Source organism: Nocardia sp. NPDC051929 (assembly GCF_044548645.1).
GTDB lineage: Bacteria > Actinomycetota > Actinomycetes > Mycobacteriales > Mycobacteriaceae > Nocardia > Nocardia sichangensis.
Window position 1 is genome coordinate 228,538 of sequence record NZ_JBIUCG010000015.1, and the last position, 25,551, is coordinate 254,088.

General features: G+C 67.3%; 21 protein-coding genes and 2 tRNA genes. 15 read left to right on the forward strand and 8 right to left on the reverse strand.

What is annotated here, in order from left to right; all coding sequences use genetic code 11:
* Nucleotides 1-117: 117 nt before the first annotated feature.
* Nucleotides 118-2,700: an aminopeptidase N gene (gene pepN / locus ACIHAX_RS21950; protein WP_364429690.1), complete on the reverse strand. Its 2,583-nt coding sequence runs from the start codon at nt 2,698-2,700 to the stop codon at nt 118-120.
* Between the two features lie 216 nt (nt 2,701-2,916).
* Between pepN and ACIHAX_RS21955 the strand changes: the two genes are divergently transcribed.
* Complete coding sequence (locus ACIHAX_RS21955) at nt 2,917-3,753, forward strand: phosphoribosylaminoimidazolesuccinocarboxamide synthase (RefSeq protein ID WP_364429687.1); 837 nt, start codon at nt 2,917-2,919, stop codon at nt 3,751-3,753.
* Nucleotides 3,754-3,756: 3 nt separating this feature from the next.
* On the opposite strand, the gene ACIHAX_RS21960 is transcribed toward ACIHAX_RS21955, so the two are convergent.
* From ACIHAX_RS21960 to ACIHAX_RS21975, 4 genes are all read right to left on the reverse strand, one after another.
* Complete coding sequence (locus ACIHAX_RS21960; protein WP_364429684.1) at nt 3,757-4,233, reverse strand: NUDIX domain-containing protein; 477 nt, start codon at nt 4,231-4,233, stop codon at nt 3,757-3,759.
* 98 nt (nt 4,234-4,331) lie between these two features.
* Nucleotides 4,332-5,597, reverse strand: a complete 1,266-nt coding sequence (locus ACIHAX_RS21965; RefSeq protein ID WP_364429681.1) for a DUF6596 domain-containing protein — start codon at nt 5,595-5,597, stop codon at nt 4,332-4,334.
* Nucleotides 5,594-5,995 carry a YciI family protein gene (locus tag ACIHAX_RS21970; RefSeq protein ID WP_355075942.1) on the reverse strand — a complete coding sequence of 134 codons (402 nt, stop codon included), beginning with the start codon at nt 5,993-5,995 and terminating at the stop codon, nt 5,594-5,596. The genes ACIHAX_RS21965 and ACIHAX_RS21970 overlap by 4 nt, the downstream gene beginning before the upstream one ends.
* 106 nt (nt 5,996-6,101) lie before the next feature.
* Nucleotides 6,102-7,337 (reverse strand): FAD-dependent oxidoreductase, encoded by a 1,236-nt coding sequence (locus tag ACIHAX_RS21975; RefSeq protein WP_364429677.1) that lies wholly within the window; start codon nt 7,335-7,337, stop codon nt 6,102-6,104.
* A 179-nt stretch (nt 7,338-7,516) separates the two neighbouring features.
* Here ACIHAX_RS21975 and ACIHAX_RS21980 point away from each other — a divergent pair, with 179 nt between their 5' ends.
* Nucleotides 7,517-8,158: a disulfide bond formation protein DsbA gene (locus ACIHAX_RS21980; protein WP_364429674.1), complete on the forward strand. Its 642-nt coding sequence runs from the start codon at nt 7,517-7,519 to the stop codon at nt 8,156-8,158.
* Nucleotides 8,159-8,198: 40 nt separating this feature from the next.
* Here the strand turns inward: ACIHAX_RS21980 and ACIHAX_RS21985 are convergent, their stop codons facing one another.
* Complete coding sequence (locus ACIHAX_RS21985) at nt 8,199-9,308, reverse strand: M48 family metallopeptidase (RefSeq protein ID WP_397279292.1); 1,110 nt, start codon at nt 9,306-9,308, stop codon at nt 8,199-8,201.
* 175 nt (nt 9,309-9,483) lie between these two features.
* On the opposite strand from ACIHAX_RS21985, the gene ACIHAX_RS21990 reads away from it, so the two are divergent.
* Together ACIHAX_RS21990 and ACIHAX_RS21995 are read left to right on the forward strand one after the other, a co-directional pair.
* Entirely contained in the window at nt 9,484-9,957 is a 474-nt protein-coding gene (locus ACIHAX_RS21990) for a ribose-5-phosphate isomerase (protein ID WP_355075948.1), read from the forward strand.
* 23 nt (nt 9,958-9,980) lie between these two features.
* Nucleotides 9,981-10,793, forward strand: a complete 813-nt coding sequence (locus tag ACIHAX_RS21995; RefSeq protein WP_397279294.1) for an Fpg/Nei family DNA glycosylase — start codon at nt 9,981-9,983, stop codon at nt 10,791-10,793.
* 15 nt (nt 10,794-10,808) lie between these two features.
* On the opposite strand, the gene ACIHAX_RS22000 is transcribed toward ACIHAX_RS21995, so the two are convergent.
* Entirely contained in the window at nt 10,809-11,759 is a 951-nt protein-coding gene (locus ACIHAX_RS22000) for a GGDEF domain-containing protein (protein WP_355075952.1), read from the reverse strand.
* A 990-nt stretch (nt 11,760-12,749) separates the two neighbouring features.
* Between ACIHAX_RS22000 and ACIHAX_RS22005 the strand changes: the two genes are divergently transcribed.
* Nucleotides 12,750-12,823, forward strand: a tRNA-Gly gene (locus ACIHAX_RS22005).
* A gap of 47 nt (nt 12,824-12,870) precedes the next feature.
* Nucleotides 12,871-12,947: transfer RNA gene (locus ACIHAX_RS22010), tRNA-Pro, on the forward strand.
* A gap of 378 nt (nt 12,948-13,325) precedes the next feature.
* Here the strand turns inward: ACIHAX_RS22010 and ACIHAX_RS22015 are convergent.
* The gene (locus ACIHAX_RS22015) at nt 13,326-14,042 is read right to left on the reverse strand and encodes a MerR family transcriptional regulator (RefSeq protein WP_364429667.1); all 717 of its coding nucleotides are present in this window, start codon (nt 14,040-14,042) and stop codon (nt 13,326-13,328) included.
* A 266-nt stretch (nt 14,043-14,308) separates the two neighbouring features.
* Here ACIHAX_RS22015 and ACIHAX_RS22020 point away from each other — a divergent pair, with 266 nt between their 5' ends.
* The 9 genes from ACIHAX_RS22020 to ACIHAX_RS22060 all read left to right on the forward strand — a co-directional run bounded on the left by ACIHAX_RS22020 (nt 14,309) and on the right by ACIHAX_RS22060 (nt 25,075).
* The gene (locus ACIHAX_RS22020; RefSeq protein WP_356968241.1) at nt 14,309-14,761 is read left to right on the forward strand and encodes a hypothetical protein; all 453 of its coding nucleotides are present in this window, start codon (nt 14,309-14,311) and stop codon (nt 14,759-14,761) included.
* A gap of 50 nt (nt 14,762-14,811) precedes the next feature.
* Nucleotides 14,812-15,705 carry an ROK family protein gene (locus tag ACIHAX_RS22025; protein WP_364429663.1) on the forward strand — a complete coding sequence of 298 codons (894 nt, stop codon included), beginning with the start codon at nt 14,812-14,814 and terminating at the stop codon, nt 15,703-15,705.
* Between the two features lie 373 nt (nt 15,706-16,078).
* Complete coding sequence (locus tag ACIHAX_RS22030; protein ID WP_364429660.1) at nt 16,079-17,203, forward strand: GAF domain-containing protein; 1,125 nt, start codon at nt 16,079-16,081, stop codon at nt 17,201-17,203.
* A gap of 68 nt (nt 17,204-17,271) precedes the next feature.
* Nucleotides 17,272-18,276: a conjugal transfer protein gene (locus ACIHAX_RS22035; protein WP_397077123.1), complete on the forward strand. Its 1,005-nt coding sequence runs from the start codon at nt 17,272-17,274 to the stop codon at nt 18,274-18,276.
* Between the two features lie 73 nt (nt 18,277-18,349).
* Nucleotides 18,350-18,553 carry a hypothetical protein gene (locus tag ACIHAX_RS22040; RefSeq protein WP_397077124.1) on the forward strand — a complete coding sequence of 68 codons (204 nt, stop codon included), beginning with the start codon at nt 18,350-18,352 and terminating at the stop codon, nt 18,551-18,553.
* A complete protein-coding gene (locus tag ACIHAX_RS22045) occupies nt 18,550-19,095 on the forward strand; it encodes a hypothetical protein (RefSeq protein WP_397279297.1) in 546 nt (181 codons plus the stop codon). Before ACIHAX_RS22040 ends, ACIHAX_RS22045 begins: the two co-directional genes overlap by 4 nt.
* The gene (locus ACIHAX_RS22050) at nt 19,095-21,620 is read left to right on the forward strand and encodes an ATP-binding protein (RefSeq protein WP_364429651.1); all 2,526 of its coding nucleotides are present in this window, start codon (nt 19,095-19,097) and stop codon (nt 21,618-21,620) included. Before ACIHAX_RS22045 ends, ACIHAX_RS22050 begins: the two co-directional genes overlap by 1 nt.
* Nucleotides 21,620-24,136: a hypothetical protein gene (locus ACIHAX_RS22055; RefSeq protein ID WP_397279300.1), complete on the forward strand. Its 2,517-nt coding sequence runs from the start codon at nt 21,620-21,622 to the stop codon at nt 24,134-24,136. Before ACIHAX_RS22050 ends, ACIHAX_RS22055 begins: the two co-directional genes overlap by 1 nt.
* 87 nt (nt 24,137-24,223) lie before the next feature.
* Nucleotides 24,224-25,075 carry a hypothetical protein gene (locus ACIHAX_RS22060; RefSeq protein WP_397279302.1) on the forward strand — a complete coding sequence of 284 codons (852 nt, stop codon included), beginning with the start codon at nt 24,224-24,226 and terminating at the stop codon, nt 25,073-25,075.
* The last annotated feature ends 476 nt before the right edge of the window (nt 25,076-25,551 follow it).

A 25,551-nucleotide genomic window follows, 5' to 3' on the forward strand; every position in this document is an offset into this window, starting at 1 on the left:
TAAATGCGCGGTCTCGCTTCGCTCGTAAGACGTGGTGTGGCCGCTGCGGTTGCGCACCGCGATAGCTGCCGTAAGTCCGGCGCGTCCACCCGACCAGGGTGGACGCGCCGGTTTCGTCTACGGCTGTGCGTCGAAGGCGCGGGCCCGCAGCGAGCGTTCGATCCCCGCCTTGCCCTCGCTGACCAGCCGGCGCAGCGCCGGGGGATGATCGCCGGCCAGGAACTTGTCGGCGACGGCCACCGCGTCCTCGCTGATCGCCCAGTGCGGGTAGAGGCCGACCACCACGGTCTGGGCGACCTCGCTGGAACGACGCTCCCAGACGCCGGGCACCTCGGCGAAATACCGCTCCACGTAGGAGGCGAGCAGCTCACCCTGCCCGGCGGGCGCGAAGCCACCGACGATCGAGCGGGCGGTGATGTTGGGTACCGAATCGTCGCCCATCACCGTCGCCCACGCCTGCTCCTTCACCTCGGCGATCGGACGCGCCGTCGCTGCGGCGGCCGCCTGCCGCTTGCCGGCGGCCGTGGGGTCGTTGGCCAGCTCCTCATCGATGACCGGAGTGTGCAGCCCCTCGGCGTCGATCTCGCCCGCCGCCGCGAGCGCCGACACGATCCGCCAGCGCAGGTCGGTATCGACCACCAAGCCGGGCAATCCGACCTTCGCCGGGTCGCCGTCGCGCAGCTCGCTCAGCACCTCGGTGTGCCAGGCCGACAACTTCGCGCCGGTCAGCGCGTTGACGAAGGCCAGCTGGTGGTCGGAGCCGGGTTCGGCTTCGCGCGCCAGCTCCAGCAGCCTGTTCGCGTATTCCGGCCAGCCGGTGGTCGCGGCCCATTCCGGCTCGGCGTAGCTGCCCAGCGCGGTGTTGGCCTGCATCAACAGCCGTTGCACCACACCGATCTCGCTCTCGGCGCCGACTCCACGCTCGACCAGCGCGACGAAATCACGGGCGCGGAACTCGGCCTGGCGCGTCATCTCCCAGGCCGCCGACCAGGCGAGCGTGCGCGGCAGCGGCTCCGCGATGTCGGCGATGCGGTTGACCAGCACGTCGAGCGAACCGGCGTCGAGGCGGATCGAGCAGTAGGTGAGGTCGTCGTCGTTGACCAGCACGAACTGGCCGCGCGGCACGCCGGCCAGCTCGGGTACCTCGGTGCGTTCGGCGGCGTCGAGGTCGAGCTCGACGCGCTTGGTGCGCACCAGTTTTCCGTCCTGGTCGTCGTAGACGCCGACCGCGAGACGGTGCACGCGCCGCTCGCCCGCGCCCGGCTGTGCCCCCTCCTGCACGACCGCGAACGAGGTGAACCTGCCCTCGGCGTCCACCTCGAAGTCGGGGCGCAGGATGTTCAATCCGGTGGTCTTGAGCCACTGCGCACCCCAGGTGGACAGGTCGCGGCCGGACGACTTCTCCAGCGCCGACAGCAGATCGTCGAAGGTGGCGTTGCCGTAGGCGTGGTCGGCGAAGTACGCGCGCAGGCCCGCCAGAAACGGCTCCAGCCCGACATACGCGACGAGCTGCTTGAGGACGCTGGCGCCCTTGGCGTAGGTGATGCCGTCGAAGTTGACCTCGACCGCGGCGAGATCGGGGATGTCCGCGGCGATCGGATGGGTGGAGGGCAGCTGGTCCTGCCGGTAGGCCCAGGACTTCTCCACGTTCGCGAAGGTGGTCCAGGCGTTGGTGTACTCGGTGGCCTCGGACTGGCACAGCACCGACGCGAACGTGGCGAACGACTCGTTCAACCACAGGTCGTCCCACCATTTCATGGTGACCAGGTCGCCGAACCACATGTGCGCCATCTCGTGCAGCACGGTCTCGGCGCGGCGCTCGTAGGACGCCCGGGTGACCTTGGACCGGAAGACGTAGTCCTCCAGGAAGGTCACCGCGCCCGCGTTCTCCATCGCGCCCGCGTTGAATTCGGGGACGAACAACTGGTCGTACTTGCCGAACGCGTACGGCACGCCGAAGTTGCGGTGGTAGAAGCCGAAACCCTGCTTGGTTTCGGTGAACAGTCGCTCGGCGTCCATGTGCTCGGCGAGCGAGGCGCGGCAGTAGATGCCGAGGGGGATATCGCCGTGGTCGTCGGTGTAGACGTCGGTCCACTGCGCGTACGGGCCCGCGATGAGCGCGACCAGGTAGGTGCTCATCTTCGGGGTGGTGCGGAAGACGTGCTTGCCCGGCTCCGCCACGAGCGTCTGCACCACGGCCGCGTTGGAGACGACCTGCCAGTCCTCCGGTGCGGTGACGGCGAGGTCGAAGGTGGCTTTCAGATCCGGCTGATCGAAGCAGGCGAACATCCGCTTGGCGTCGGCGGTTTCGAACTGCGAGTACAGGTACACGGCGTCGTCGGCGGGGTCGACGAACCGGTGCAGACCCTCGCCGGTGTGCGAGTACTCGCAGTCGGCCTCGACCACCAGCTCGTTGTGCTCGGCCAGGTCGGTCAGCGTGATCCCGGTCGACTCGTCGTAACCGGAGACGTCCAGCGCGGTCCCGTTGAGCACCGCCGAGCGCACGCCGCGCGCCACGATGTCGACGAATGTGCTCGCGCCCGGTGTCGCGCCGAAGGTCACGGTGCTGCGGGAGAAGAAGGTCTGCTCGCCCGGTTTGCCCGCGCCGTCGGTCAGATCCAGCTCGACGCGGTAGTTCTCGACCGACACCGTCGCGGCGCGTTCGATCGCCTGGTCGCGAGTGAGGTTGGGTGCGGACATAAGGCTCCTTCGTGGTCGAAGAACTGGCACGGGCAAAACCCACAATGCCACCTCGGGGTGGCAGGCCGCGCGGGACTTTCCCGATCGACCCTAATGTTCGCGGCACTTACGCACCGGTCCGCTGTGTGCGGCGGACGGCGCGGCGGCGGTGCTCGGGGGCGGCGGTATTGTGCCTGGTACAGCGCAGGTTCACCCCAGGGATTCGGAGGCTCGACGTTGAAGCATGTGCACGCCGGGAAGGTGCGTGACCTGTACGAGGACGGCGACACGCTGGTGCTGGTCGCGTCCGACCGGGTTTCGGTGTACGACGTGGTGCTGCCGACGCCGATCCCGGACAAGGGCGCCCTGCTCACGCAGATGTCCAACTGGTGGTTCGAGTACTTCACCGATGTGCCCAACCATGTGGTCTCGGCCACCGACGTGCCCGCCGAGTTCGCCGGTCGCGGCATTCGGGTGAAGCCGCTGAAGATGATGCAGGTGGAATGCATCGCGCGCGGTTACCTGACCGGGTCCGGGCTGGTGGAATACCGGCAGACGGGCTCGGTGTGCGGGATCGCGCTGCCGCCCGGTCTGCGCGAGGGCGACAAGCTGCCGGAGCCGATCTTCACACCGACCACCAAGGCGTCCGAGGGGCACGACGAGGCGATCACCTTCGCGGACGTGGTGAACCAGGAGGGACGCGAGGTCGCCGAGCGGCTGCGCGAACTCACTTTGCACATCTACGCCAGGGGCGCCGCGCACGCCGCCGAACGCGGTGTCATCGTCGCCGACACCAAGGTCGAATTCGGCTGGGACGGCGATGTGCTCACTCTCGGCGACGAAGTGCTCACCTCCGATTCGTCGCGTTTCTGGCCCGCCGACGAGTGGGAGCCGGGCCGCGCGCAGCGCTCGTTCGACAAGCAGTTCGTCCGCGACTGGTCCACCTCCACGGGCTGGAACAAGGAGGCGCCCGGCCCGGAGATCCCGGCCGATGTCGTCGCGGCGACCCGCCAGAAGTACGTGGAGGCCTACGAACTCATCACCGGCCGGACCTGGGCGGGCGTGCCGCGATAGCGGTCAGTCCGCGAGCAGCTCGGTCAGCCGGTCCAGGCAGGGCCGCTGCCCCGCGACGAGCTTGTCTCGCGCGGTGGACGTATCGAACCACTCCGCGCGGTCGACCTCGGGGAACTCCGCGAGGCGGCCGGAGCGCGGCGGCCATTCGAGCTGGAAGGTTCCCGGTACTACGGCGGCGGGATCGAGGTCGCCTTCGACGGCCCAGACGGTGAGCACCTTCTTGCCGCTGCTGTAACGCACCTCGCCCAACGGCAGCCACGTGCCGTCCGGGACCGGCAGCCCGAGTTCCTCGGCGAACTCCCGGTTCGCCGCGACCTCGGCGGCCTCCGTCTCCGGCTCGTACTCGCCCTTCGGAATCGACCACGCGCCCAGGTCTTTTCGCGCCCAGAACGGCCCGCCCATGTGTCCGAGCAATACTTCGACGGCGCCGTCGGGGTTCCGGCGGAAGAGAAGGACTCCCGCACTGTGTTTGCCTGCCACACCGGGTAGTCTGCCCGGTCGCGATCGGCCGAGTGTCCCGCATGCTGGTGCCCGGCGCGCCGCACAGCAGCTCCCACCACAGCCATTCGGACATCCACTCAGCCCGTGAGGTCCGCACGCGCTTCGTGGCGCAGCTGTGCCGCACGGATGGTCAGATAGTCGCGCTCGGGGACGCTCGTCGTGCGGGCGGCGGCCTTGGTGTAGCAGGCGATGGCCGCGTCGATCGCACCGGCCATCTCGTGCAGATGGCCGCGCACGGCGTCGAGCCGGTGGGTACCCGACAGGTGTTCGTCGAGGGTCTCGGCCAGCGCGAGACCGGCTTCGGGCCCCGCCACCATCGCCGTCGCCACCGCCCGGTTCAGCGTCACCATCGGATTGTCCGAGAGCCGTTCGAGCCGGTCGTACAGCGCGAGGATCTTGGTCCACTCGGTGTCCTCGGCACGCGGAGCCTGCGCGTGCAGGACCGCGATGGCCGCCTGGATCTGATAGGGCCCGCGCAAGCCGCCGGAGAGCGTGCCGGTGACCAAGGTCGTCCCTTCGGTGATCAGCGCCCGATCCCACAGCGCGCGATCCTGTTCGGCCAGCGGGACGAGTTCGCCGTGCGCGCCGGTGCGTGCGGCCCGGCGGGCGTCGGTGAGCAGCATCAACGCGAGCAACCCGGTGACCTCGTTGTCGCCGGGCAGCAGCCGGTGCACCGCCCTGGTGAGCCGGATCGCCTCATCGGACAGGTCCGTTCGCTGCAACGTGTGCCCTGAACTGCTGGTATGACCTTCGTTGAAGATGAGGTACAACACGTGCAGTACCGCGCCCAGCCGCTCGCGCCACCGCTGATCCCCCGGCTGCGCGAAGGGCCGCTCGACGGTGGCCAGCTTCTTCTTCGCTCGTGTGATCCGTTGCGCCATGGTCGCTTCCGGTAACAGGAAGGCGCGGGCGATCTGTTCGGTGCCGAGTCCGCCCACCGCGCGCAGCGTCAGCGCGATGGCGGCGGCGGGCGTCAGCGCCGGGTGGCAGCACAGGAACAGCATGGTCAGCGTGTCGTCGTGGTCCACAGGGACGGCGTCGGGCACCTCACGGTCGAAAGCCGTGGTCTCCCTGCGCCGCCGGGCCACCTCCGCGCGCACGGCGTCGGCCATGCGGCGCTGCGCGACCTGGATCAGCCAAGCCCGCGGATTGTCCGGCAGGCCCTCCATCGGCCACTGGGTCGCGGCCGCGAGCAGCGCTTCCTGCAGCGCGTCCTCTGCGGTGTCGAAATCACCGAAGCGGCGGACGAGCGTTCCGAGGACCTGCGGCGCCAGTGCGCGCAGCAGGTCCTCGGTGCTCGCCGGGAGCGGTGTGTCGTCGGGCACCGCACTCCGGTCGCTCATTGCTCGGTGGCGGGGGCGCCCATCACCGCGCGAACTTCGATGTACTCGCCGATCGGTTTGCCGCCGGGGCCGGGGGCGGCGGAGGCCTGCGCCGCGATCTCGTAGGCCCGCTCGGGGCTGTCCACGTCGACGATCCAGTACCCCGCCAAGAACTCTTTGGTCTCCGGGAAAGGCCCGTCCGTGACCACCGGCGCCGACCGGCCGTCCGAACTGACGATCCGCGCCTCCTCCGGCCCGGCCAATCCCTGCGCGTCCACCAACTCGCCCGCCTCGGCCAGTTGCGCACCCAGCGCGCGCTGGAAGTCTATGTGCGCCTGGATCTCTTCCGGGGACCATTCGTTGATCGGTGTGTCGCAGTACTTGGTGGGTGCGTAGGTCTTCAGCAGCATGTATTTCATGGTCGATTTCCTCTCCGGCGTTCGGTCGCTGGGAGCGCTCCGGTGGCGCCCGCGAGGAGGTCGGAGCACGTCGCGTGCGTTCGACACATCTCTGCAGTGATCCACATCACATCTCGGCCGAGGTGTCGGCCAGCCGATCCGGATCGACCGGTTCGCCCGCCAGGATCAGTTCCTTGATCCGGTCGGTCACGTCCCAGACGTTCACGTTCATCCCGGCGAGCACGCGGTTGTTCCCGTCCAGCCAGAACGCCACGAACTCGCGTGCCGCCGTGTCGCCGCGCACGACGACCCTGGCGTGTTCGCCCGGCGCGGCGTACCCGGTGTACTCCATGCCCAGGTCGTACTGGTCGGTGAAGAAATAGGGCAGCCGGTCGTAGGAAGCCTGCTTGCCGAGCATGGTCGCGGCGGCGACCGCGGGTTGGTTGAGCGCGTTGGCCCAGTGCTCCACCCGGACCCGCCTGCCGAGCACAGGGTGCTGCTGGGCGGCGATGTCACCGACCGCGACGATGTCCGGATCGCTGGTGGCCAGGCGTTCGTCGACCAGCACGCCGTCGTCCACGGCGAGACCGGCGTCGGCGGCCAGCTCCACGTTCGGGCGCGCGCCGACGGCGACCAGCACCGCGTCGGCTTCGATCGTGCTGCCGTCGGCGAGCCGGACGCCGTTGGCGACCGCGGTCGCGATCGCGTCCTCGGTGGTGATCGCCTCGACCTGCGCGCCGAACCGGAAGTCGACGCCGTTGGCCCGGTGCAGATCGGCGAACACCTCGCCCATCTCCGGTCCGAGCACCGCGAGCAGCGGCAGGTCGGCGCGTTCGACGATGGTCACCTCGACGCCCGCCGCCCTGGCCGCGGCGGCGACCTCCAGGCCGATCCAGCCGGCGCCGATGATGACGAGCCGCCGCGTCGCGCTGCCGAACAGCTCGATCAACGTGTCGGAGTCCTCGATGGTGCGCAGCGTGTACACGTTGGGCGCGTCGGCGCCGGGAACGGGCAGTGTCCGCGGCGTGGAGCCGGTGGCGAGCGCGAGCTTGTCGTAGGACAGTGTGGAACCGTCGGGCAGGGTGACCGTCTTGGCCCCGGGGTCCAGCCCGGTGACGGTGGTGCCGAGGCGGATGTCGATGTGGTGGTCGCGATACCACTGCGCGGGATCGACGATGAATTCCGGCAGCGCCTTCTTCCTGAGCAGATGCTCCTTCGACAGCGGCGGCCGGTCGTAGGGCAGGTGCTCCTCGGCGCCGATCAGTGTCACGCTTCCCTCGAAGTCCTTCTCGCGCAGAGCTTCTGCTGTCTTGGCCGCGCCCAGTCCGCCGCCGACTATGACGAAATGCTGGTCAGAACTCATCGCGGACTCCTTCTCCGAAGGGAACCAAGCACCTGCCGGTCAACCCTACTGGCAGCCGTGCGCGCCGCTCGGGAAAACGGATGCCGCGAGTGGGAACGAATCGCGCGCCGACGTGGTTGCTCGGTAGGGCGGCGCAGTGTGCGGCCGCCCGTCCGCTTGCGATCGAGAGGAAGCCGCCCGTGACCGACGAAGCCACCAAGGACGTCGCCGATTTCTGGTTCGACCCGCTGTGCCCGTGGTGTTGGATCACGTCCCGCTGGATCCTCGAGGTCGAGCAGGTGCGCGACATCGAAGCCCAGTTCCACGTGATGAGCCTGTCGGTGCTGAACGAGGGCAGAGATGTGCCGCCGCAGTACAAGGAACTGCTCGACACGGGATGGGGCCCGGTCCGCGTCGCGATCGCCGCGGCGCAGGAGCACGGCGACAAGGTGCTGTCGCCGCTGTACACCGCGATGGGCACGCGCATCCACAACCGGCGGGCCGAGTACGAACGCGAGAGCCGCAAGGAGACCCTCGCCGCGGTGATCGCCGACGCGCTGGCGGAGGTCGGTCTGCCCGCCGAGCTGGCCGCGGCCGCCGAGAGCACCGACTACGACGAGGCGCTGCGTGAGAGCCACCACGCGGGCATGGACAAGGTGGGACCGGACGTCGGCACCCCGACCATCCACATCAACGGGACCGCGTTCTTCGGTCCGGTGCTGTCCCGTATTCCCCGCGGCGAGGAAGCGGGCAAGGTCTGGGACGGCGCGGTGGCACTGGCGTCCTACCCGCACTTCTTCGAGCTGAAGCGCACGCGGACCGAAGATCCGTCGTTCGACTGAGCACCCGCGCCCGGGTGCCGTCGCGCGGCACCCGGCCCGGTCAGAACGCGGACTTCGGCGGGCTCGCGGGCACCTGGCCGTAGGAACTCGCGTACCCGCCCGCGGGCACACCGGCGCCCGCGGGCGGGGCAGGGCGCAGGAACAGCTTCCCGTGCCTGCTGCGATCGCGCAGCGCCCACATCCGCCAGGTGAGCACGGGGTGGCTGGACAGAGCGTTCACCATCCAGACGAAGAAGCCCTTCTCGACGGCCGCCCGGTCGGCCATCTCGTCGAAGCCGACCAGCCGGTTCATGTACTTGCCCGCGGCCAGGGTGCCCATGGCGGCGGACGCGCCGGTGTGCCGATTGCAGAAGCCGTGGTTGTCGGCGGTGTACTCCTGCGCGCGGATCAAGCTGCTGCCGACGACCGGCAGGAACGGCACCAGGAACATGCCCAGCTGCCGCCAGTACGACGTGTGCCCCGCCGCGATGTGACCGACCTCGTGGCCGATGATGAACGCCAGCGCGTCGGGTTCGCGTGCGGCGCCGCCGATCTCGAACAGATCGCTGTAGACCACTACGTAGCGCCGGAACCCGTGCCCGCTGGCGAACGCGTTGATCTGGCCGTTGCCGAGCACCACGTAGGCGTCCGGCACCTTCGACATGCCGAAGCGAGCGGCGGCGTCCACCACCATCTGATAGCCCTCGGGGAACTGGGTCGGCGACATCTTCACGCCGTTCACCCGCTGGCCCGCGTAGTTGATGCCGCGACCGAACCACAGCAGCAGCGGGGCGGCCGCGAACGCGAGGACGTACTGGTCGAAGTTCCCGGTGGCGAGCAGCACCAGCGCGATCAGATACGCGAACACGGTGAACACCACCACGACGACGAGCATCGGTATCTCCCAGCTGTGCCGTGCGGGCATGCCGAACGGCGACAGACCGCGGGGCTGCCGCTGCGGCGGAGCTCCGGGGGGCACCGGGGCGCCGGGGTAGGAGCCATAGGGCGCCGGATACGCAGCCGGGGGCGCGGACGGATAGGAGCCCGAGGTGTACTGCTGGCCGTACGACGCGGCAGGCGTGCTCCGATCCGAGACCCACCCGCCCTGCTGGGCGTACGGGTCGGCCTGTCGGCCCGCCTGGTCGGACGGCTGGGGTTCGAACGGCTGCATGGAATGAACTCTATTCAGTTGCCGGGAACGGGGTCGGCGCGTCGGCCGTGTCATCGGGCACTGTGGCCGCGAACACAACTGGCGCATCAGTCGATTCGCGCGGGCCCGCCGCGGTGTTAATCGCGGGGCAAGCCCTCTCGCCGCCGCGCGGCGGCCACCTGACACAATGCCTGCCATGCGCGTTTACCTGGGTGCCGACCATGCCGGTTTCGAACTGAAGAATCACGTCAAGGCCCATCTGGAGCAGGCGGGCCACGAGGTCGTCGACTGCGGCGCGCTCGAGTACGACGCGCTGGACGACTACCCCGCCTTCTGCATCGAGGCGGCCCGCCGGACCGTCGCCGACCCCGGCAGCCTCGGCCTGGTGTTCGGCGGCAGTGGCAACGGCGAACAGATCGCCGCGAACAAGGTGCCCGGCGCCCGGTGCGCGCTGGCCTGGAGCGTGGAGACCGCGAAGCTGGCACGCGAGCACAACAACGCGCAGCTGATCGGCATCGGCGGCCGCATGCACTCGACCGAGGAGGCGCTGGCCATCGTGGACGCGTTCGTCTCCACCCCCTGGTCGGGCGAGGAGCGCCACCAGCGGCGCATCGACATCCTGGCCGAGTACGAGAAGACCGGAATCGCCCCGGCGGTTCCCGCGTACTGAGCGCACGGCGGTCGTAACCGGCTGTGCCGGAAGGACATACGCTGCACCGCCTCGCGCGGCTGCATCAGCGTCGCCTCGCGGGCGGTGTGGTGCGCGTATCGAGCCCGCAAGGCAAGTTCGCCGCGGGCGCTGCCCGCGTGGACGGGCAGGTGCTGACGAAATCCGAGGCGTGGGGCAAACACCTCCTGCACCACTACGACTCGGGCCTGGTGGTGCACGTGCATCTCGGACTGTACGGCACGTTCACCGAATCCGCGTTGCCGATGGGGGAGCCGGTCGGGCAGGTCCGGATGCGCTTGTCCGGGGAACCGGACGGGCAGCCGGGCTTCGGCACCGACCTGCGCGGGCCTGCCGCGTGCGAGATCCTGCTGCCGCCGGAGGTGACGGCGCTCACCGATCGGCTCGGTCCTGATCCGCTGCGGCGCGGCGCCGATCCGGACCGGGCGTGGCAGCGCATCCATCGTTCCCGCAGGCCGATCGGCGCGCTGCTGATGGACCAGCAGGTGGTCGCAGGGGTCGGCAACGTCTATCGCGCGGAATTGCTGTTCCGCCATGGGATCTCCCCGAATCGTCCGGGTACGGAGCTGTCCGCGGGCGAATGGGCGGACATATGGTCCGATCTGGTCGCGCTCATGCGGGTAGGGGTGCGCGTCGGGAAGATGGTCGTGGTGCGGCCCGAACACGATCACGGCGAGCCCTCGTATGCCCCGGATCGCCCGCGCACCTATGTCTACCGCCGCCAAGGCGCCCCGTGCCGTCTGTGCGAGACGCCGATCGCCCATCAGGTGATGCAGGCGCGGAATCTCTTCTGGTGCCCCACCTGTCAACCCGGCTGACCCGGATCGGCCGGGTCAGCCGGCGACGGCGGTGTCGATGTCCGGCTCGTCCGCGAGGGCGAAGCGGCGCCCACCGGCCGTCTTCGCGGAGTACATCGCGCGATCGGCGCGGCGCAGCAGATCGGTGAAATCGAGCGGGCTGCCCGGCGGGTTGTAGGCGGTGCCCACGCTGGCCGACACCGGAACGGGCCCGGCCGACGACCAGACCGGGTCACGCAGCGCGGCCACGATCCGATGCGCGAGGTCACCGAGGTTGTTGTGGTGGGGGTTGGTCGCGAGCACGAACTCGTCACCGCCGTACCGGCAGATCACCGTGTCCGGCGGGCACACTTCGCGCAGTCTGCCGGCCAGTTCGACCAGCACTTCGTCACCGATCGCATGCCCGTACCCGTCGTTGATCTGCTTGAACCGGTCCAGGTCGATCAGCAGCAACCCGACGCCGCGCGTCGGGTCGGTGGCCATCAGGCGCACCTTGTCCTGCAGCAGCGTCCGGTTGGCCAGATCGGTCAGCGCGTCGTGGGTGGCCTCGTGGCGCAACCGGTGCTGCAGCGCGGCGATCTCCTGCACGCGCAGCGACACCTTGGCCGACAGGTTCTGTTCCTGTTGCGCGAGAGCGCGCTCCTGAAGCGCCTGGGCGTAACTGTCGATGGCCTGACTGGCGATGAACGGCCAGCGTGTGGCCACCAGGGAGCCGGGCGTGCCGGATGGGAAGCCGAGCAGCCAGCGCGTGGCCTGCGCCAGCATCCGGATCCGGTCGAACGGCGCATCGGCGAGCCGGGCCCCGAGCATGCGTGCTTCCGGAACCGGGAACGGCTCGCATCGCGCGAGTGTGAGCAGGCGCTCGACGATCTCGATCAGCACCGGTTCCAACTGCTGGGGCGCCGCGCCCGAACCGGGCTCGGCGCAGACCGCACGGGCCCATGCTCGGGCCATAGCGGCTACCGGGGGCTCGATGTCGGTCGACATCGGACTCACCCGGTGTGGGCGACGTCGGTACCCAGGTGCCCTGTAGTCACACAGGCGCCGGCGTCACCCTGATCGTTCCCACTGCTACGCGGTTGCGTCCACCTGGTTCGGCGCACGTTCACCGCCCCCTTTCCAGATACCCCCGTCCGGCAAAAAGGATCCTAGCAAGCCACTCGGCATCGAAAAGCGGAGATTTGCAACGTGTTCTCGACGCCTGGCGAATGGCGATCGGGTATGTGATCGTTCCCGTCGCGTTGGTGTTACACCGGATTCCCGTTCGCTGCAAAATCGCGGCGCGACGCGCTGGCGACACGCTGTACGAGGTGTGCGGAGAGTGGTGCGTGAGCCACGGGGGCGGTCCGGACCGTCCACGCGCCGCTTGCTTCACGAGAATCTGTTCTCGCACGCGACGTCCTCGTCTTCCCTGTCGAGTTGCGAATGGTTGTTCCTGGCGTGCTCGAGGTGGGCGCCTGCTCGCGGTCCTCGGGCCGAACCGGCTCGGGTACCGCTCGCCGCCCAGTGGCGCGATGTCGGTGTCATCCCGCTCTCCCGGCCACTGGGTTGCCGTGCGATCGGCCGAGGGTTCGCCGGAAAGACTTCTCGGCGCAGAGCGCCCGGAACCCTGCTCGGTGTCGTGGCCGTGGCTGCGCGACACGCCGCGCGCGGCGGTTGTGACAGCGAGTCGTGCGGTCCTCATCGGAATTCCCTCGAGCGAAGTTCCTGGCGTGACATCTGTGTCATCTGAGTTTCGCCCACCGGAATCCGACACGCCAGAGTTTCAATGAAAAATCACCTTTAAAAATTTCCGGCGCGCGCTACCGCGTGCCCGCGCGCCCGCCGTGCGACACTGGACGCGGCAACCCTGGAGCGCTCCGGCGGGCAACCTGCGAGATCGCGCTGCGCGGGGGGCTGATTGGCGTTTCGGAAGCCTGGTTCGGTACAGTCGGATCGCACACGACATCGTGGCGATCCCATCGGTGTCGTATGCCTGCGGGTGTAGTTCAATGGTAGAACCTCAGCCTTCCAAGCTGATGGTGCGGGTTCGATTCCCGTCACCCGCTCCACGGAGCATTCATCCTCGTCGGCGGCCGCCGCGTCGCCGCGAGGGCCACGGGGTGTAGCGCAGCTTGGTAGCGCATCCGCTTTGGGAGCGGAGGGTCGCAGGTTCAAATCCTGTCACCCCGACCATCGTTCGGGGGTGAGGTTCGTGCTCGGATCTCGATCGGCAGGCGGTGCCGCCGCCGCGCCGTCCTCGATCATCGGATCGGTATACCTACGTATCCCAGCGGGTTTCGCCCATGTGCGACGGCGGCCATGGGGAAGGCGCGGAGACTTCCGTCTGCGGCTGCGGTCGCCGGACACCCCGTGGCAACCCTTCGGCACCGGCCCTGAGTAGCCGAGTTCGACGATTCGCCGGCCGTCGCGTTCGACGCGCGAGATCGGATATGAGACATTCGGGCCGCCGTCACCGGCGCAGCGCTCGAAAAGCTCGAACGATTTTGTCTACTTAAGTATTCGACAGCGCCGGATCGAAATAAGAGAACGGTCGGTTCGCGGCTCGCGCCGTCACTGTTCGGCTTGCCCCTGCGGGCTGGTGGCCACCGGCGGCAACTCGGAGTGCCGGGCGAACGCCTGATCGATCAGTTCCGACGTGGCGCGAGTGACGATCAACCGGGCGATCGCCAGATCGGTCTCCAGTTTCGTGCGATCCCGCGGCGTTCGTGCGGATTCCTCGTAGGTCTGCCCGGCCAGCCGGTAGAACAACTCGGTGGCGAAGCGGTCGGCGATGCGATCGCAGTCCGCGCGCAGACGTTCGACCAATTGGAACGTGTCCTGCATAGGCAGCCCGGTGTCGTGCAGCCGGGTGGCCAGATCACAGCACCGTGGATTCGTGACCCGATACGCCTCGAGCGGGTCCTCGCTGGAGGCCAGCGCCTGCTTCGCGTAGTCCGGCAACTCCGCGTAGCTGTCCTGTGGCTCGGTGGTGGCTTCCGGGTCTGCTTCGGCTGCGTTCTGACTCTTCACTCCGAGTACATCGGCGAGTCCGTCGCCACGGTCCCAGGCTTCGAGCAGTTCCCTGATCCCGTTCAGCTTCATGCCCCGCCCCAGCAAGCGGCTGATCGTTTGCAGCCGGTTGAGGTGGTCCGACCCGTAGTACCCGATCCGCCCGCGCACCTCCGGCGAGGGCAGCAGACCTCGCTCGTGGTACACGCGGACGCTGCGCACGGTGGTGTCGGCTGCCCGTGCCAGTTCGTCGATCGTGAATTCAGAGTCTGCAGCCATGTTTAAAAGGAAACCATAGTCGGGCCCCCGTGGAAAACGGTCCGTTTCATAACGTGCCGTTAAAGACGGTAGCTGGGTGTTGCTTGAAGGTCAACGAGCCGTTACATAGCGGTACAAAAGGTTGTGTGCTGGGCAACAGTGGGCTACCGTGCGTAGACCAGCTTATCGCGGCTGGGTTCCGGGGACTGTTGAGCAGCCCTGATGATGTCCGATCCATGGGCCACGCACCTGCCAGAGGTGTGTGCTCGGCATCCCCGGAGATGGCTATGAGCATTACGCGAACCCTTCCGATGGACACGGGATCCATTGCGTCAGCAAAGATCTCGTCGATTCCGGCAAAGTCGAACCAGCGGCCCCCGTGCGCCGACGTCCCCGACAACTGGGACATGGACAGCGGGAATCCGGATGCCTGGCGAGCGGCGGTACGCACCTGCCAGAGTTGCCCGCTGCTCACGCAGTGCCGCCAATTGGCGCAGACGCTGACCACCCGGGGTGACGGTCCCCGCGCGATGATCTGGGCCGGCGTCGCCTATGACAACTCCGGCAGCGTCATCGAGAACCTGGACCGGCACCGCGCCGCGCCGATCGACCACAAGCGCCCTATGCGCATCATTCGCACCGGGCCGCGTCCGCTGCGTACCGTATCCACTCTTCCCGCACCCCGTCGGCACATCGTGCTCGGGCAGCCCCTGAAGCCGACCGGCACCGACGGTCTGTGACTATGCTGCGTGCAGCTTTTCGCGTCGAGTCCTTCGGTGGTGCGTAACTCATGACAGTGCTGGCATTGGAGATCGGGTCGTCGGGCTTCGCGGCGACCCGGGTCGCGGACGATGTCGACACCGACGACGTCCGGAGGATCCCGATCCCGGTGACGGGCGCCTGGGATAAATGCCAGGATCTGCTGCTTGAGGTCGCGGGTGGTGGCGAGGTCACCGCCCTCGGCATCGCTTCGGCCGGGCCGATCGACATGGCGGCGGGGGTGATCGCGCCTTCCGAGGTGCCGGAATGGCGAGCCGGTTTCGGCATCGTTCAAGCCGCGCGGAAGTTGTTTCCGAAAGCACAGGTTCCGCTCGCGCTGGACGGCGTCTGCCTGGCGCTGGCGGAGCGAGGTTTCGGCGCGACGAGCGAAGTGATGGACAGTCTGGCGCTCAACGTCTCCGATCGCGTCACCGGCGGGGTGGTCGTCGGCGGCTTCGTGTTGGTGGGGCGTACCGGCAACGCGGGGCACATAGGTCATGTCTTGGTTCCCGGCTTCGACGATCGGTGCTCGTGTGGCGGCCGCGGTTGCCTGGAGGCGGTCGCCGGTGGCCTGGCCGTGGTGCGCTGGGCGCGGGAGCAGGGCTGGGCGGGCGCGTCGGTGCAGGAACTGCTGGACGCCGCCCGCGTGGGCGAGGACATTCCCGCCGCGGCGCTCGGCCGAGCCGGAACGGCGCTCGGCCGCGCGATCGCCTCCACGGCGGCACTGCTCGATCTCGACCTCGTCGTGCTCGGCGGCTCGCTCGCCGCCGCGGGGCCCGCGTTGTGGAAACCACTCGGCGAGGCGGTCGCCACGCATGCCAGGCTGAGCTTTCTGCCCGGATTGCGGGTGCTTCCCTCGCAGCTGGGAGACGTCGCGACGATCATGGGCGCGGGTGTGCTGGCCCTGTCCGGAAAGAATGCCTGATCGATCGCGCGGTGGTGTAATGCCCTGCGCGCGAGCGAATTCAAGCCGCGCATGGATTGCCGAGGGAATGCCGTCGGCTGCGGTCGACGGCTTCCGTTGATCTTGTAGACCAGTTTGCGGCGGATGTGCCGTTGGGCTGCGCGCCGGTGGAAGGGGGGTTCTCCCGAAGCGGACGTGAACAAAATGAACACGGCTGCGCGTGCTACGTGAACATGGTGGAGACTTCATGGGAACGGGCGGCGATGTCACGGAGTTGATTGCGCCGCTAAATAACGGTACATTGCCTGAGTCACAATGTCTCATCCGGGTTGGCGGACCCGGAGGAACGGCTGGTCGGGCAAGTGCGAAGCGAAGTGGCGCAGTGATTCCATGGGTGACGATCGAGACGTTGACGCCGGACGGCATGTCCGTGGCGTCGGTGGGGGATGCGCCGCGTGAGTTCGCGAGCTGGCAGCGGGTGCTGCAGCGAACCCTGTCCAAAACACCGGCGTTGTACGACAAGCTCACGACCGCAGGGCTGACGGAGGCGATCCAGACCGCGCACGATCAGGCGCAGGACGTCGACCTCGCCATTCAGACGCGGGCGGGGCGGCACCAATTGCTCATCCGCCCGATCTTCGGTCCGGCGGGCGACGTGCACGCGGTGCGACTGTGGCTGGGCCCCGCGTCCGAGCGGGTGCCTCCGTTGCGCCCGGCGGTGGGCGCCATCTGGGACCTGAGCAGTCAGACCATTCAGCAACCGAGCGGCATCACGCGGCTGTCCGGCAGTACCGCCGAAGAGTACGTCCCCAGGATGTCGATCGCGGAACTGTTCCACCGGGTATCGAGTTTCGACCGGCACGCCGAGATGCTCGATCTGCTCTACGACCCCAAGCCCGGTGAGCGAATGCAATTCGACACCACCGTGATACACGGATTCGGGCGCCCGGCCCAATGGCGGATCACCATTCGTGCCCGCGACGACGACCGCACGCGCGGCGCTTGGTGGCTGATCGAGGACGTGACCTCGGAGAACGCGCCTGCGGCGTGGCCGACCTTGGAACGAATCGGATTGCGGGAGGCGCATCGCCGGGCGGGCACGCATCTGGCCGTGGTCCAGCTCGAGCACACCAGCATCTCGCACTGGCTCACCGATCCCGCGCCGTGGGTGCGGTGGGACTACCTCTTCCGTCCGGTCGACGTCTTCCATCCGGACGACCGTCCCCGGCTGGCGGAACTCGGCGAACGGCTGCGGTCGGGCGACAGTTGCGGTGTGACGTTGCGGGTACTCAACTACGGCGGCGGTTACACGCCCACGTCGCTGCTCCTCTACCCCTATCCCGGGTACTCCAGCAGACAGCTGGCGATCGCCCAGCTGGTCCGTGTCGCCGACGATGTTCCGTTGCTGGAAACCCATCGCCAGGTGCTGGAACCGCGGCAGCGCAACGCGCCGATCGGCTACGACGAACAATTGCGTCATTGGCTCGCGGGCAGGATGAAAAGCAACCCGGCCTGCTGACAGTTTAGTTCCCATGAGTGGGAACTACCGGCCGGTTAACAACGCCTGTGCTCTCTACCATTTCGGGAGTGAGGACAGGCGTTCGTGAGTCGGCAGATTCGGGTGAGGCACTGCTTCGCCGGATGGCCGCCCGCCGCCGTCGCGACAACATTGTGGTCGCGGTGCTCGCCGTTCTCGCCGTACTCGGCGGCGGCCACGCGATTCTCAGCGTCTTCGACTCCGGTCCACCCGCACCGTCGGATGATTCGACGACGGCAATCGTCGGGCATGCGCAATTGGCCGGTTCTTACGCCGAGCAGTTCGTCGTCGCCTACCTCAGCGCCGTCGCGGGACAACAGGACCGGATCGGCGAATACGTCGGTTCCAATCAGCAGATCACGTTGCCTTCGTCAGCGCGCCAAGTCTCCGACCCCTCGGTCGTCTATGTATCGCGCGCGCTCTCGGCGGGCGGGCTCGAAGTCTGGTCGGTGACGGTGTCGGTCCGAGTCGGCAAAGTCGGCGCCGCGACCGCGCCGGATCAGCGGCAGTTCTACCGTGTCGCGGTCTCGGTATCCGACGGGCGGCTGCGTGCGCTGTCGACACCTGCCCTCGTCCAGGCTCCTTCGAAGGGCGTCGATCTCAAACTGGCCTACGGTGCGCCCTGCGCGCCGGATACTCCGCTCGGACAGGTCGCGGCGGGTTTCCTGAGTGCCATGCTGGCCGGGAACGGCGACGTGGCCCGGTACATCACTCCGGATGCCGGGCTGGCCGCGCTGAAACCGCCGCCCTTCACCGCCGTCGAGCTGACCTCGCTCACCACGGACGATTCGAGCTGCGGCTCCGGCGGCGCGAAGGCCCAAGTGCTGGCCACCGTCAACCCCAAAGCCGATACGGGAGCGACCGCGACGCTGGCCTACCCGCTCACCATGATCCGCAACGCGGGCCAGTGGCAGGTGGTGTCCATAGATCCGATTCCCGCCTTGTCGAGTCCGCTGGCGGTAGTCGTCGGTCAGGATTCTCGCGGCGGAGCGCCGCCCACTTCCACCTCGTCTTCCTCGCCGACGGTGACGATTCCGCCGGCGACACAGAACTGATCCGAGAGGCAGCCCGATGGGTAATCTCAGCAACATCCTCTATGGCATCCTGATCTTTGTCCGATGGGGCGGGATGATCATCATCGCCATCGTGACGATCGGTGTGGTGATTTCCGAGGCAGCGAAATCGAGGTTGTCGCCGGCGCGGATCATCGTCGTCTTCGGATCGGGATTGATGGCCGGGGTGGTGATCTGGATTCTGCCCACGACCATCAACTACGCGCGCACGGACGCGAACCTCATCGTCCCCGATCACCCTATCGGTGGCTATCGATGACCCAAGTCATCAAGGTGTTCACGCCGATCAAACGTGTGCCCACGATGATCGGCAAGGCGCAGAACGGGCAGAAGCTTCCGTTCGGCCCCTACACCCTGCCGCAGGTCGCCGCCGGTGTGGCGATGATGTCGGTGACCTCGGTGTGCGCCATGACTTTCCCGCTCAACCCTGCCGTCACTTTCATCACCGGCCTGGCGCTGACCATCCTGGTGGTCTTCGTGCTCGGCCTCGTCCCCTATACGGGTGTCCGGATGACCTCGCGGGCCCTGTGGCTGGGCAGGCTCATCGTCTACCGCAAGCCGGTGTCCGCCTCCGGTATGCCGATCACCGGCGACTCGGTGCGCCACACCATGTTCATCGAGGAGACCGTGGTCCTCTTGCTGCCCGACCACCCCGGCGCGGCCGTGGCCGCCGAGCCGAAGCCCGGTGTCCGCATGCTCGAGGTGGTGAGTGGGGGCGGCAAGGCTACCGACCTGTGGCGGCGGCTGAACGGTAACGACAACGGCAACGGCAATGGCCCGAATCCCGGAGGACGCCCCTGATGGCACTCGGACGAGACCTACAGCCCACCGCGGCGATTCGCGGCAATCTCCAGTTCACCCATTCCGGGCTGGTCACCGCGACCTACTTCGTCAATCCGCTCGGCTACGGGCTGCGCAAGGCCAGCGACAAGTACGACGTGAAGCTGGCGCATCACGCGCTGGTCACCAACTTGCCGAGCGGATCGCTGCTGCTGGGCATCCAGGCGCGGCTGAACACCATCGATGTGCTCACCAAGATGGTCGAAGGCGTCGACCTGGACGAGTGCGAGGACTACGCCGACGAGGTGGTCGCCTCCTACGAGCGCGTGTACGCGATCATGCCGCAGACTCGCGTCTTCCTGCTGTCGATCCCGGTCGGGGCGAGCAACTCCAGCATGTCCGCGTTGTCGCGGCTGTGGCGGGGCAGCACCACCACCATCGACGCGACGGCGATCTCCCGTGCCGACCTGGACCAATACGACGAGAAGGCGAACGAGATCCTGTCCAGGGTCGGCGGTGACTTCGATCCGGTGCCGGTGCCCGCCGCCCTGTTCCAATGGCTCTGGGAGCACTACCTTTCGCGTGGCGCGGCAGGTGATCCGGTGGCGCCCACCCGGGCGGGCGCGTTGGATGATGCGACGGCGGCGGTGTTCCGCTCCGCGGCGCTCGACGAAGGGGCGCAGGCCGACAGCAACCGGCGTATCCGGCCATCGTTCGTCCCAGTGGTCAAGGTGGTGCAGCCGGATTTCGAATACCGTCCGTCGTATCAGGCGATGCTGACGCCGCACTCGTTCCCCTACGCGGGCATGACGTTTCCAGGGGGCAGCGAGTTCCTCAACGTGCTGGAGGGTCTCGGCGACGTCACCGTCGACTGGGCTATGCGGATCTCGACCAAGCCCGCCGAGCAGGTTCTGAAGAACAACGAACTCAGTTTGCGCCGGCTGGGCGAGCAGATGGATCAGCGGGACCAGGAGGTCTCCTTCGCGCAGAACACACTGGCGTCGAAAGCGCGGATGCTCGGCGAATACAACCAGCACTTCGAAGTCAACGGCGGTGAATCGGAGGTTTCGTTCACCACCGTCATCGCCATCGGCGGCCCGTCACGGGACGCCACCATGGATGCCGTCAACACGCTCAAGCGGCGCTACAAGCGTTTCCAGGTCGACATGACCGCGCCGGTGGGGGCGCAGGTCGACCTGTGGTCGATGTTCATACCCGGCAGCGCGCCGCGGCGGGCATTCGACGATTACGCCCATATCGTCCCCTCGGACATGTGGGCCGGCTTCGTGCCGTTCACCACCAGTCAGATCGGCGACGACAGCGGTCCGGTGATCGGGGTCAACCTACTGTCGGGTCATTTCGAGCCGATCCACTTCGGCATTATGGAAGCCGCGCTGCACGACCTGTCCGCATCCTTCGCGGTGACCGGCGAACTCGGTTCGGGCAAATCGTATTTCCTGAAGTTGATGGCGGTGCTCGTACACGACATGGGCGGCCAGTTCCTCGCCATCGACCGCAGTCAGGTCGGCGAATGGGAGCACTTCGCGCGGTCGATCGATGACGCGGTCATCATCGACCTGGCAAATCCCACGGTGTCCCTGGATCCGCTGCGGTTGTTCAACCCGCGGATCGCCGGTGAACGGGCATTGGACTCCATCCTTCCGCTCCTGGATCTGTCACCGACCTCGGGTGCGGGCGCGGCGGCGAGCAATCTGCTGTCACCACGAGGCATGGCCGAGCACAAGATCAAGAGCTTGCTCGATCTTTTTCACGTCGTGCGCCGCTTGCGAGAGCATCCCGAGCGAGGCGAGGAGTACGCCGATCTGGCGGCGCGGCTGGGCACCGTGGTGGAGCGGGTGCCGGTGCTGTTCGATCCCAAGCTGCGACCGCTGCGCCTGGATGCCGCCGCGACGGTGGTCCGCAGTCACAACCTGCAACTGCCGAGCGCCGAGGAACTCACCACTCCGCACCTGTACAACAGGTTGCCGTTGACCAAGCGGCTCGGCACGGCGCTGTACGAACTGGTCGGTGTCGCGGCGAGAGAGGCGTTTCTCTCGGACAACGGCAGGTTCGGCTTGCTGGTCGGCGACGAGGCGCACCATTTCACGCAGACGCAGGTCGGCTCGGCGGTTACTTCGGATTTCAGCCGTGACGGCCGTAAGCACCTGGCCGCGATCGGGCTCGCCTCGCACGACCCGGCCACGGACTTCCAGGGCGCGGCGCACAACCTCATCCCGAACCGGTTCGTCTTCCGGCAGCGCGACGAGACGCTGGCGCGCAACAGTTTGGAGTGGCTGGGTGTCGATCTGGAGGAAGCCCCGTTCCTCTTGCAGATCCTGCGCGAAGAGACCTCGCCTCCGGTCGGGCCCGGTCGGCAGATCCCCGAGGAGCGCCGTGGCGAGATGTTCATGCGTGACGCGCTGAACCGCATCGGTCGCGGCAAGGTGCTCGGTCCGGCGCGTCCCGACCGGGCCGCGGCGATCACGAGCACCCCGACCAGCGTCAACAGTGTGCGCTCCAGCCTGCCGGAGCGATTGGTGCGCTGATGAGATCTCTACTCGGCTCGAGCATTCGCACCGATCAGTCTTCTTTCGGGATGCCCTGGGAACCGCAGTTCTGGGACACGGACCGTTGGCGGCCGCAGATGGTGTTCCGGCGATTCCGGACTTGGATCGCCGCATCCCGTCGTCGTCGGCGAACCGCGTGGATCGTCCTGGCCCTCTTCGCGCTGTTCGTCTTTCCTGGCCTCGTTCATGCGGTATCCGGCGCCCAGCCTGGCACCGCGACTCAGGGAACCGCACCCAACGCCGCGACCAGCTGGATGAACATCAGGGACTCCTACGGGGTCAATGTGTCGAGCTATATGTTGGTGGTCGATCGCGGCGGAGTGCTGAATTTGGGCAATTTCGCGCTGTGGATCATCCTCATGCCGTTGTTCGCGGTATGGCAGCTCTTATCCATCACGGGGGTCTGGCTCCCGGCCAAGGCGCTGGATTTCCAATGGCTGAACCTGATCAGCGCCCCATTGCAAGCGATGGCCCGCAACTTGACAACGCAGATCGCGACGCCCCTGATGGCCGCGACGGCGCTTGCGATCGGTGCCTTCTTCGTGGGTTATTTCATCGTTCGTGCCCTGTACGCCAAGGCCGTTACGCAGGTCGTGACGATGATTTTCTTCGCTATCGCAAGCGTGTTCTTCCTGGCGAACCCGTTGGGTGAGGCACTATCCGACCACGGGGTGCTGGTGCAAGGGCGTGACTTGGGACTCTCGGTCGCGGCGGGTCTGAACGGGAACAGCAATCCTAATCCGAACCAATTGGTCGCCACGCTGCAAATGACCATGGCGGACAATTTCGTGCGCTATCCGTTGCAGGTGTGGAACACCGGGCACGTCGTGGACAGCAACCCGTCCTGCCGGGCGGCGTGGTCCGCAGGCATGGCGGCAGGCAGCGAAGACCGGGTGCGCAACGGGATGAGATCATGCGGCGACGGCGCCGCGTATTCCGCGATGCAGAATCCGGGCGTCGGCCAGATCGGAGCCGGACTGCTGTTGTTGCTGTGCGCGGTCATTCTCTTGGCCTTCGCCGCGTATCTGTCCATCAAGATCATGTGGGCCGCGCTCGACCTGATCTATTACGGGTTCGCGTCGATCTTCGGGTTCGCCGCGGGTGGCTACATCTATGGCCCGACGCAGACATTCACCGTTCGTTGCGTGGTGCACGGCTTCATCTCCGCGGGGAAGATGGCCTTCTTCGTGATCGCCCTCGGCGTTTACGAACTGTTGCTGGGCAGCCTGTTCCGGGCCGCGAACGGTCAGATCATGGTGGTCTTCGTCATCGGTGCGGGTGTCGAGATCATCGCCATCATCCAGGTGCGGCGACTGAGCCGAAATATCGACGAGGCCAACGACTGGGTGACCAACCGTATCGGGGCGGCGATACAAAGCGGCGGATCGTCAGGGGGCGGCGGCGGTGGCGCCGCACTGGGTATGGGCTTGGGCATGGGCAACTCGGGTGCGGCCAACTCCATGTCCCCGCTCGCGATGCTCGGCGCGGTCAGCACCATCAACAGTTCGCCGGTCACAGCGTGGCTCGCCGGGGGGCGCCTCAACCCGTTCAGTCCTTGGTCCTGGCTCGACCATATGGACAAGAGGAACAAGGCGCGGGGCATGAAGACCAAGGACCTGCGAGCGGCCGCACACGCGGGGGTGAACACACAAGTGCACAACGCGAATACCGCCCGCGACGGCATCGCACGCGCCAGGCGTCGCGCTCGGAACCTTCGGCTGGCCTCGAGTGCGGATAGGGAAGCCGCGTTCGCCGCGCAGAATGTCGTGCATATGACAGGTCTGTCGTCCAATATCCCCTTCGCCCTCCAGATGGCCGGTGTCAGGCAGAGAGTCTTGCACCGGGCCTGGAACGCCACAACGGATGTCATCAAGCATACTGATAAAGAGCCGCTTCAGTCGGGTCACATCGGAAGTGTCGTTGCCGCTCACGGGCTTTTCGAGAACGATCTGGTGAACGGACATGATCCGCATATGATGATGGCCAGGTTCCATGCCCTGGAGGCCGTGGTCGATCGGTACCGAGGCGATTTCCCCGGTGGTGTCGCGCTCCGGAGCAACGAATTGGAAGAGCTCGGCAGATCGTATGTCTTGAATCCTGAGATGGATTTCATTACAAAATTGCAGAAAATTGCGAGCGGCGATACCTCGGATACGATCTTGGTGCACGGCGCCCATATTGCCGACGTCAACCCCGAACAAGCGGACCGGTTGGGGAAATGGATCACCAACGAGCATGCGCTTCGAATCCAGGCCGCCACCAATTGGGTGGCGCAGGATCCAACCGACCTCGAACGGGTTCGGGTGCTGCGTGCCGAGATCGACAACGGCACCCAGACAATCCAGTATCAACAAGGGAAGATGAGTACGGGTGCCAACTCGCTCGCGCAACCGGACACTGCTCACAGCCCGTTCATGCCGCCGGACCCGAGGCATCCCGAGGAGCCTCGCATACCGTGGGATTTGATAGATAATCTCAGAAACAGACGTCCGTGATCCGCACCGGGATTCGAAGCGTATGGCAACGGGTCTGAACGCACAGAAAGGTTCTCGATGATCGGTCGTCTCCTGACATTCATACTGATGCCGATGTGGGTATGGGTGGTGCTAGGGGGCGTCGGCGCCATGTTGCTGCTTTTGATGGGCCTGGTGCTGGTCATCGGCGGCGCCACCTCATCGATCGCGTCCGACCTGCATTACCAGTGCGACAGTGCGGTGGGGCCCGACCCCTCCGCGACGGTAACCGAGAGTCGCGCCTCGACTGTCGCGCGGCCGACGGCGCAGAGCGCGCCGACGGGCGGGTTGACCACCCTTCCCACCACCAACCCGTACGCGGAACTGACCATCGCCCCGGATGACACCGGCGCGTCCGACTGGCAGCGCGCCTGTGCGACGGCGTTGAAAGACGCGCCATATCAGGGTGTTCCGTTGCTGAACGGCAGTTCGGGTGTCGGCGCGGAGTGTGCCCGTCAGCTCGCCCTGGCCCAGGTGACGGCGAGCGGCGCGCAGAACGGCTCCGGTAGCCGCGTGGGCGCCGCGGAGTTCACCAGATCGGTGATCTACCAGGCCTCGGCAGCGCAATCGACGGGGCGATGCGCGGCTACGGGGGAGCAGCCATCCGCTACCGAGGGCGCCGGGCAAGCGAGCGGATCGGCGAGGCGGCCCTGTGGACAGGTTGACGGCGCGTCGGTAGTCGTGCTGCCGAACACCGTTGCGGCTCAGGGCGCGTGCGGCCAGCGGGTGGATCCCTCCGCGGTATCGGCGGGTGACTTGGTTTTCTGGAATTATCGAAGCAATGCGCCGACTCAGGTCGGCATCGCGGTCAGCGAGACACGGGTCGTCACAACCGATGCGACGACCGGCGAATTCGTCGAACTGGTCATCCCGAGCACGAACGACGTGCGGGTGAAGCGAGTGCTCGGCAGTGGAATGTGATGAGTAAGCGATGCCGCCAACAGAAGTAGAGCCCCAGATCGAGACCGGCGAGGAGCCCGAGGCGCCGCCGGGGCCGGTGACGCCTTGGTCGAACCGGCCGGATCAGCAGCGGCCACGGCCGGGCGGGGTGCCGGGGCAGCCTGGCAGCCCGTCTCCTGGACCGGGGCAGTCCGGCGCTCCAGGGCCGGGCCAGTCGGGGCCTGGTCAGCCGAATGGAGCAGGCGATCCCGGTCACGCGGGTTCTGCGCAGGCGAGCCCGGGTTCGTCTGGTCCGCCTGTGCCGGGTCATGCTGTGCCTGGTCAGCAGGGTGGTCCGCCGGTTCAGCAGCCGGGTCAGTCGGTTGAGGGTGCGCCGGGTGGTGTGGTGGCTCCTCGGGTGGAGGCGGCGCCGGGTGGGGGTGTGGGTCGGGAGCCTGAGCCGGAGCCGGAGCCGTTGGTGGATCCGGAGTTGGTGGCGGGTGTGGCGCCGATGGCCG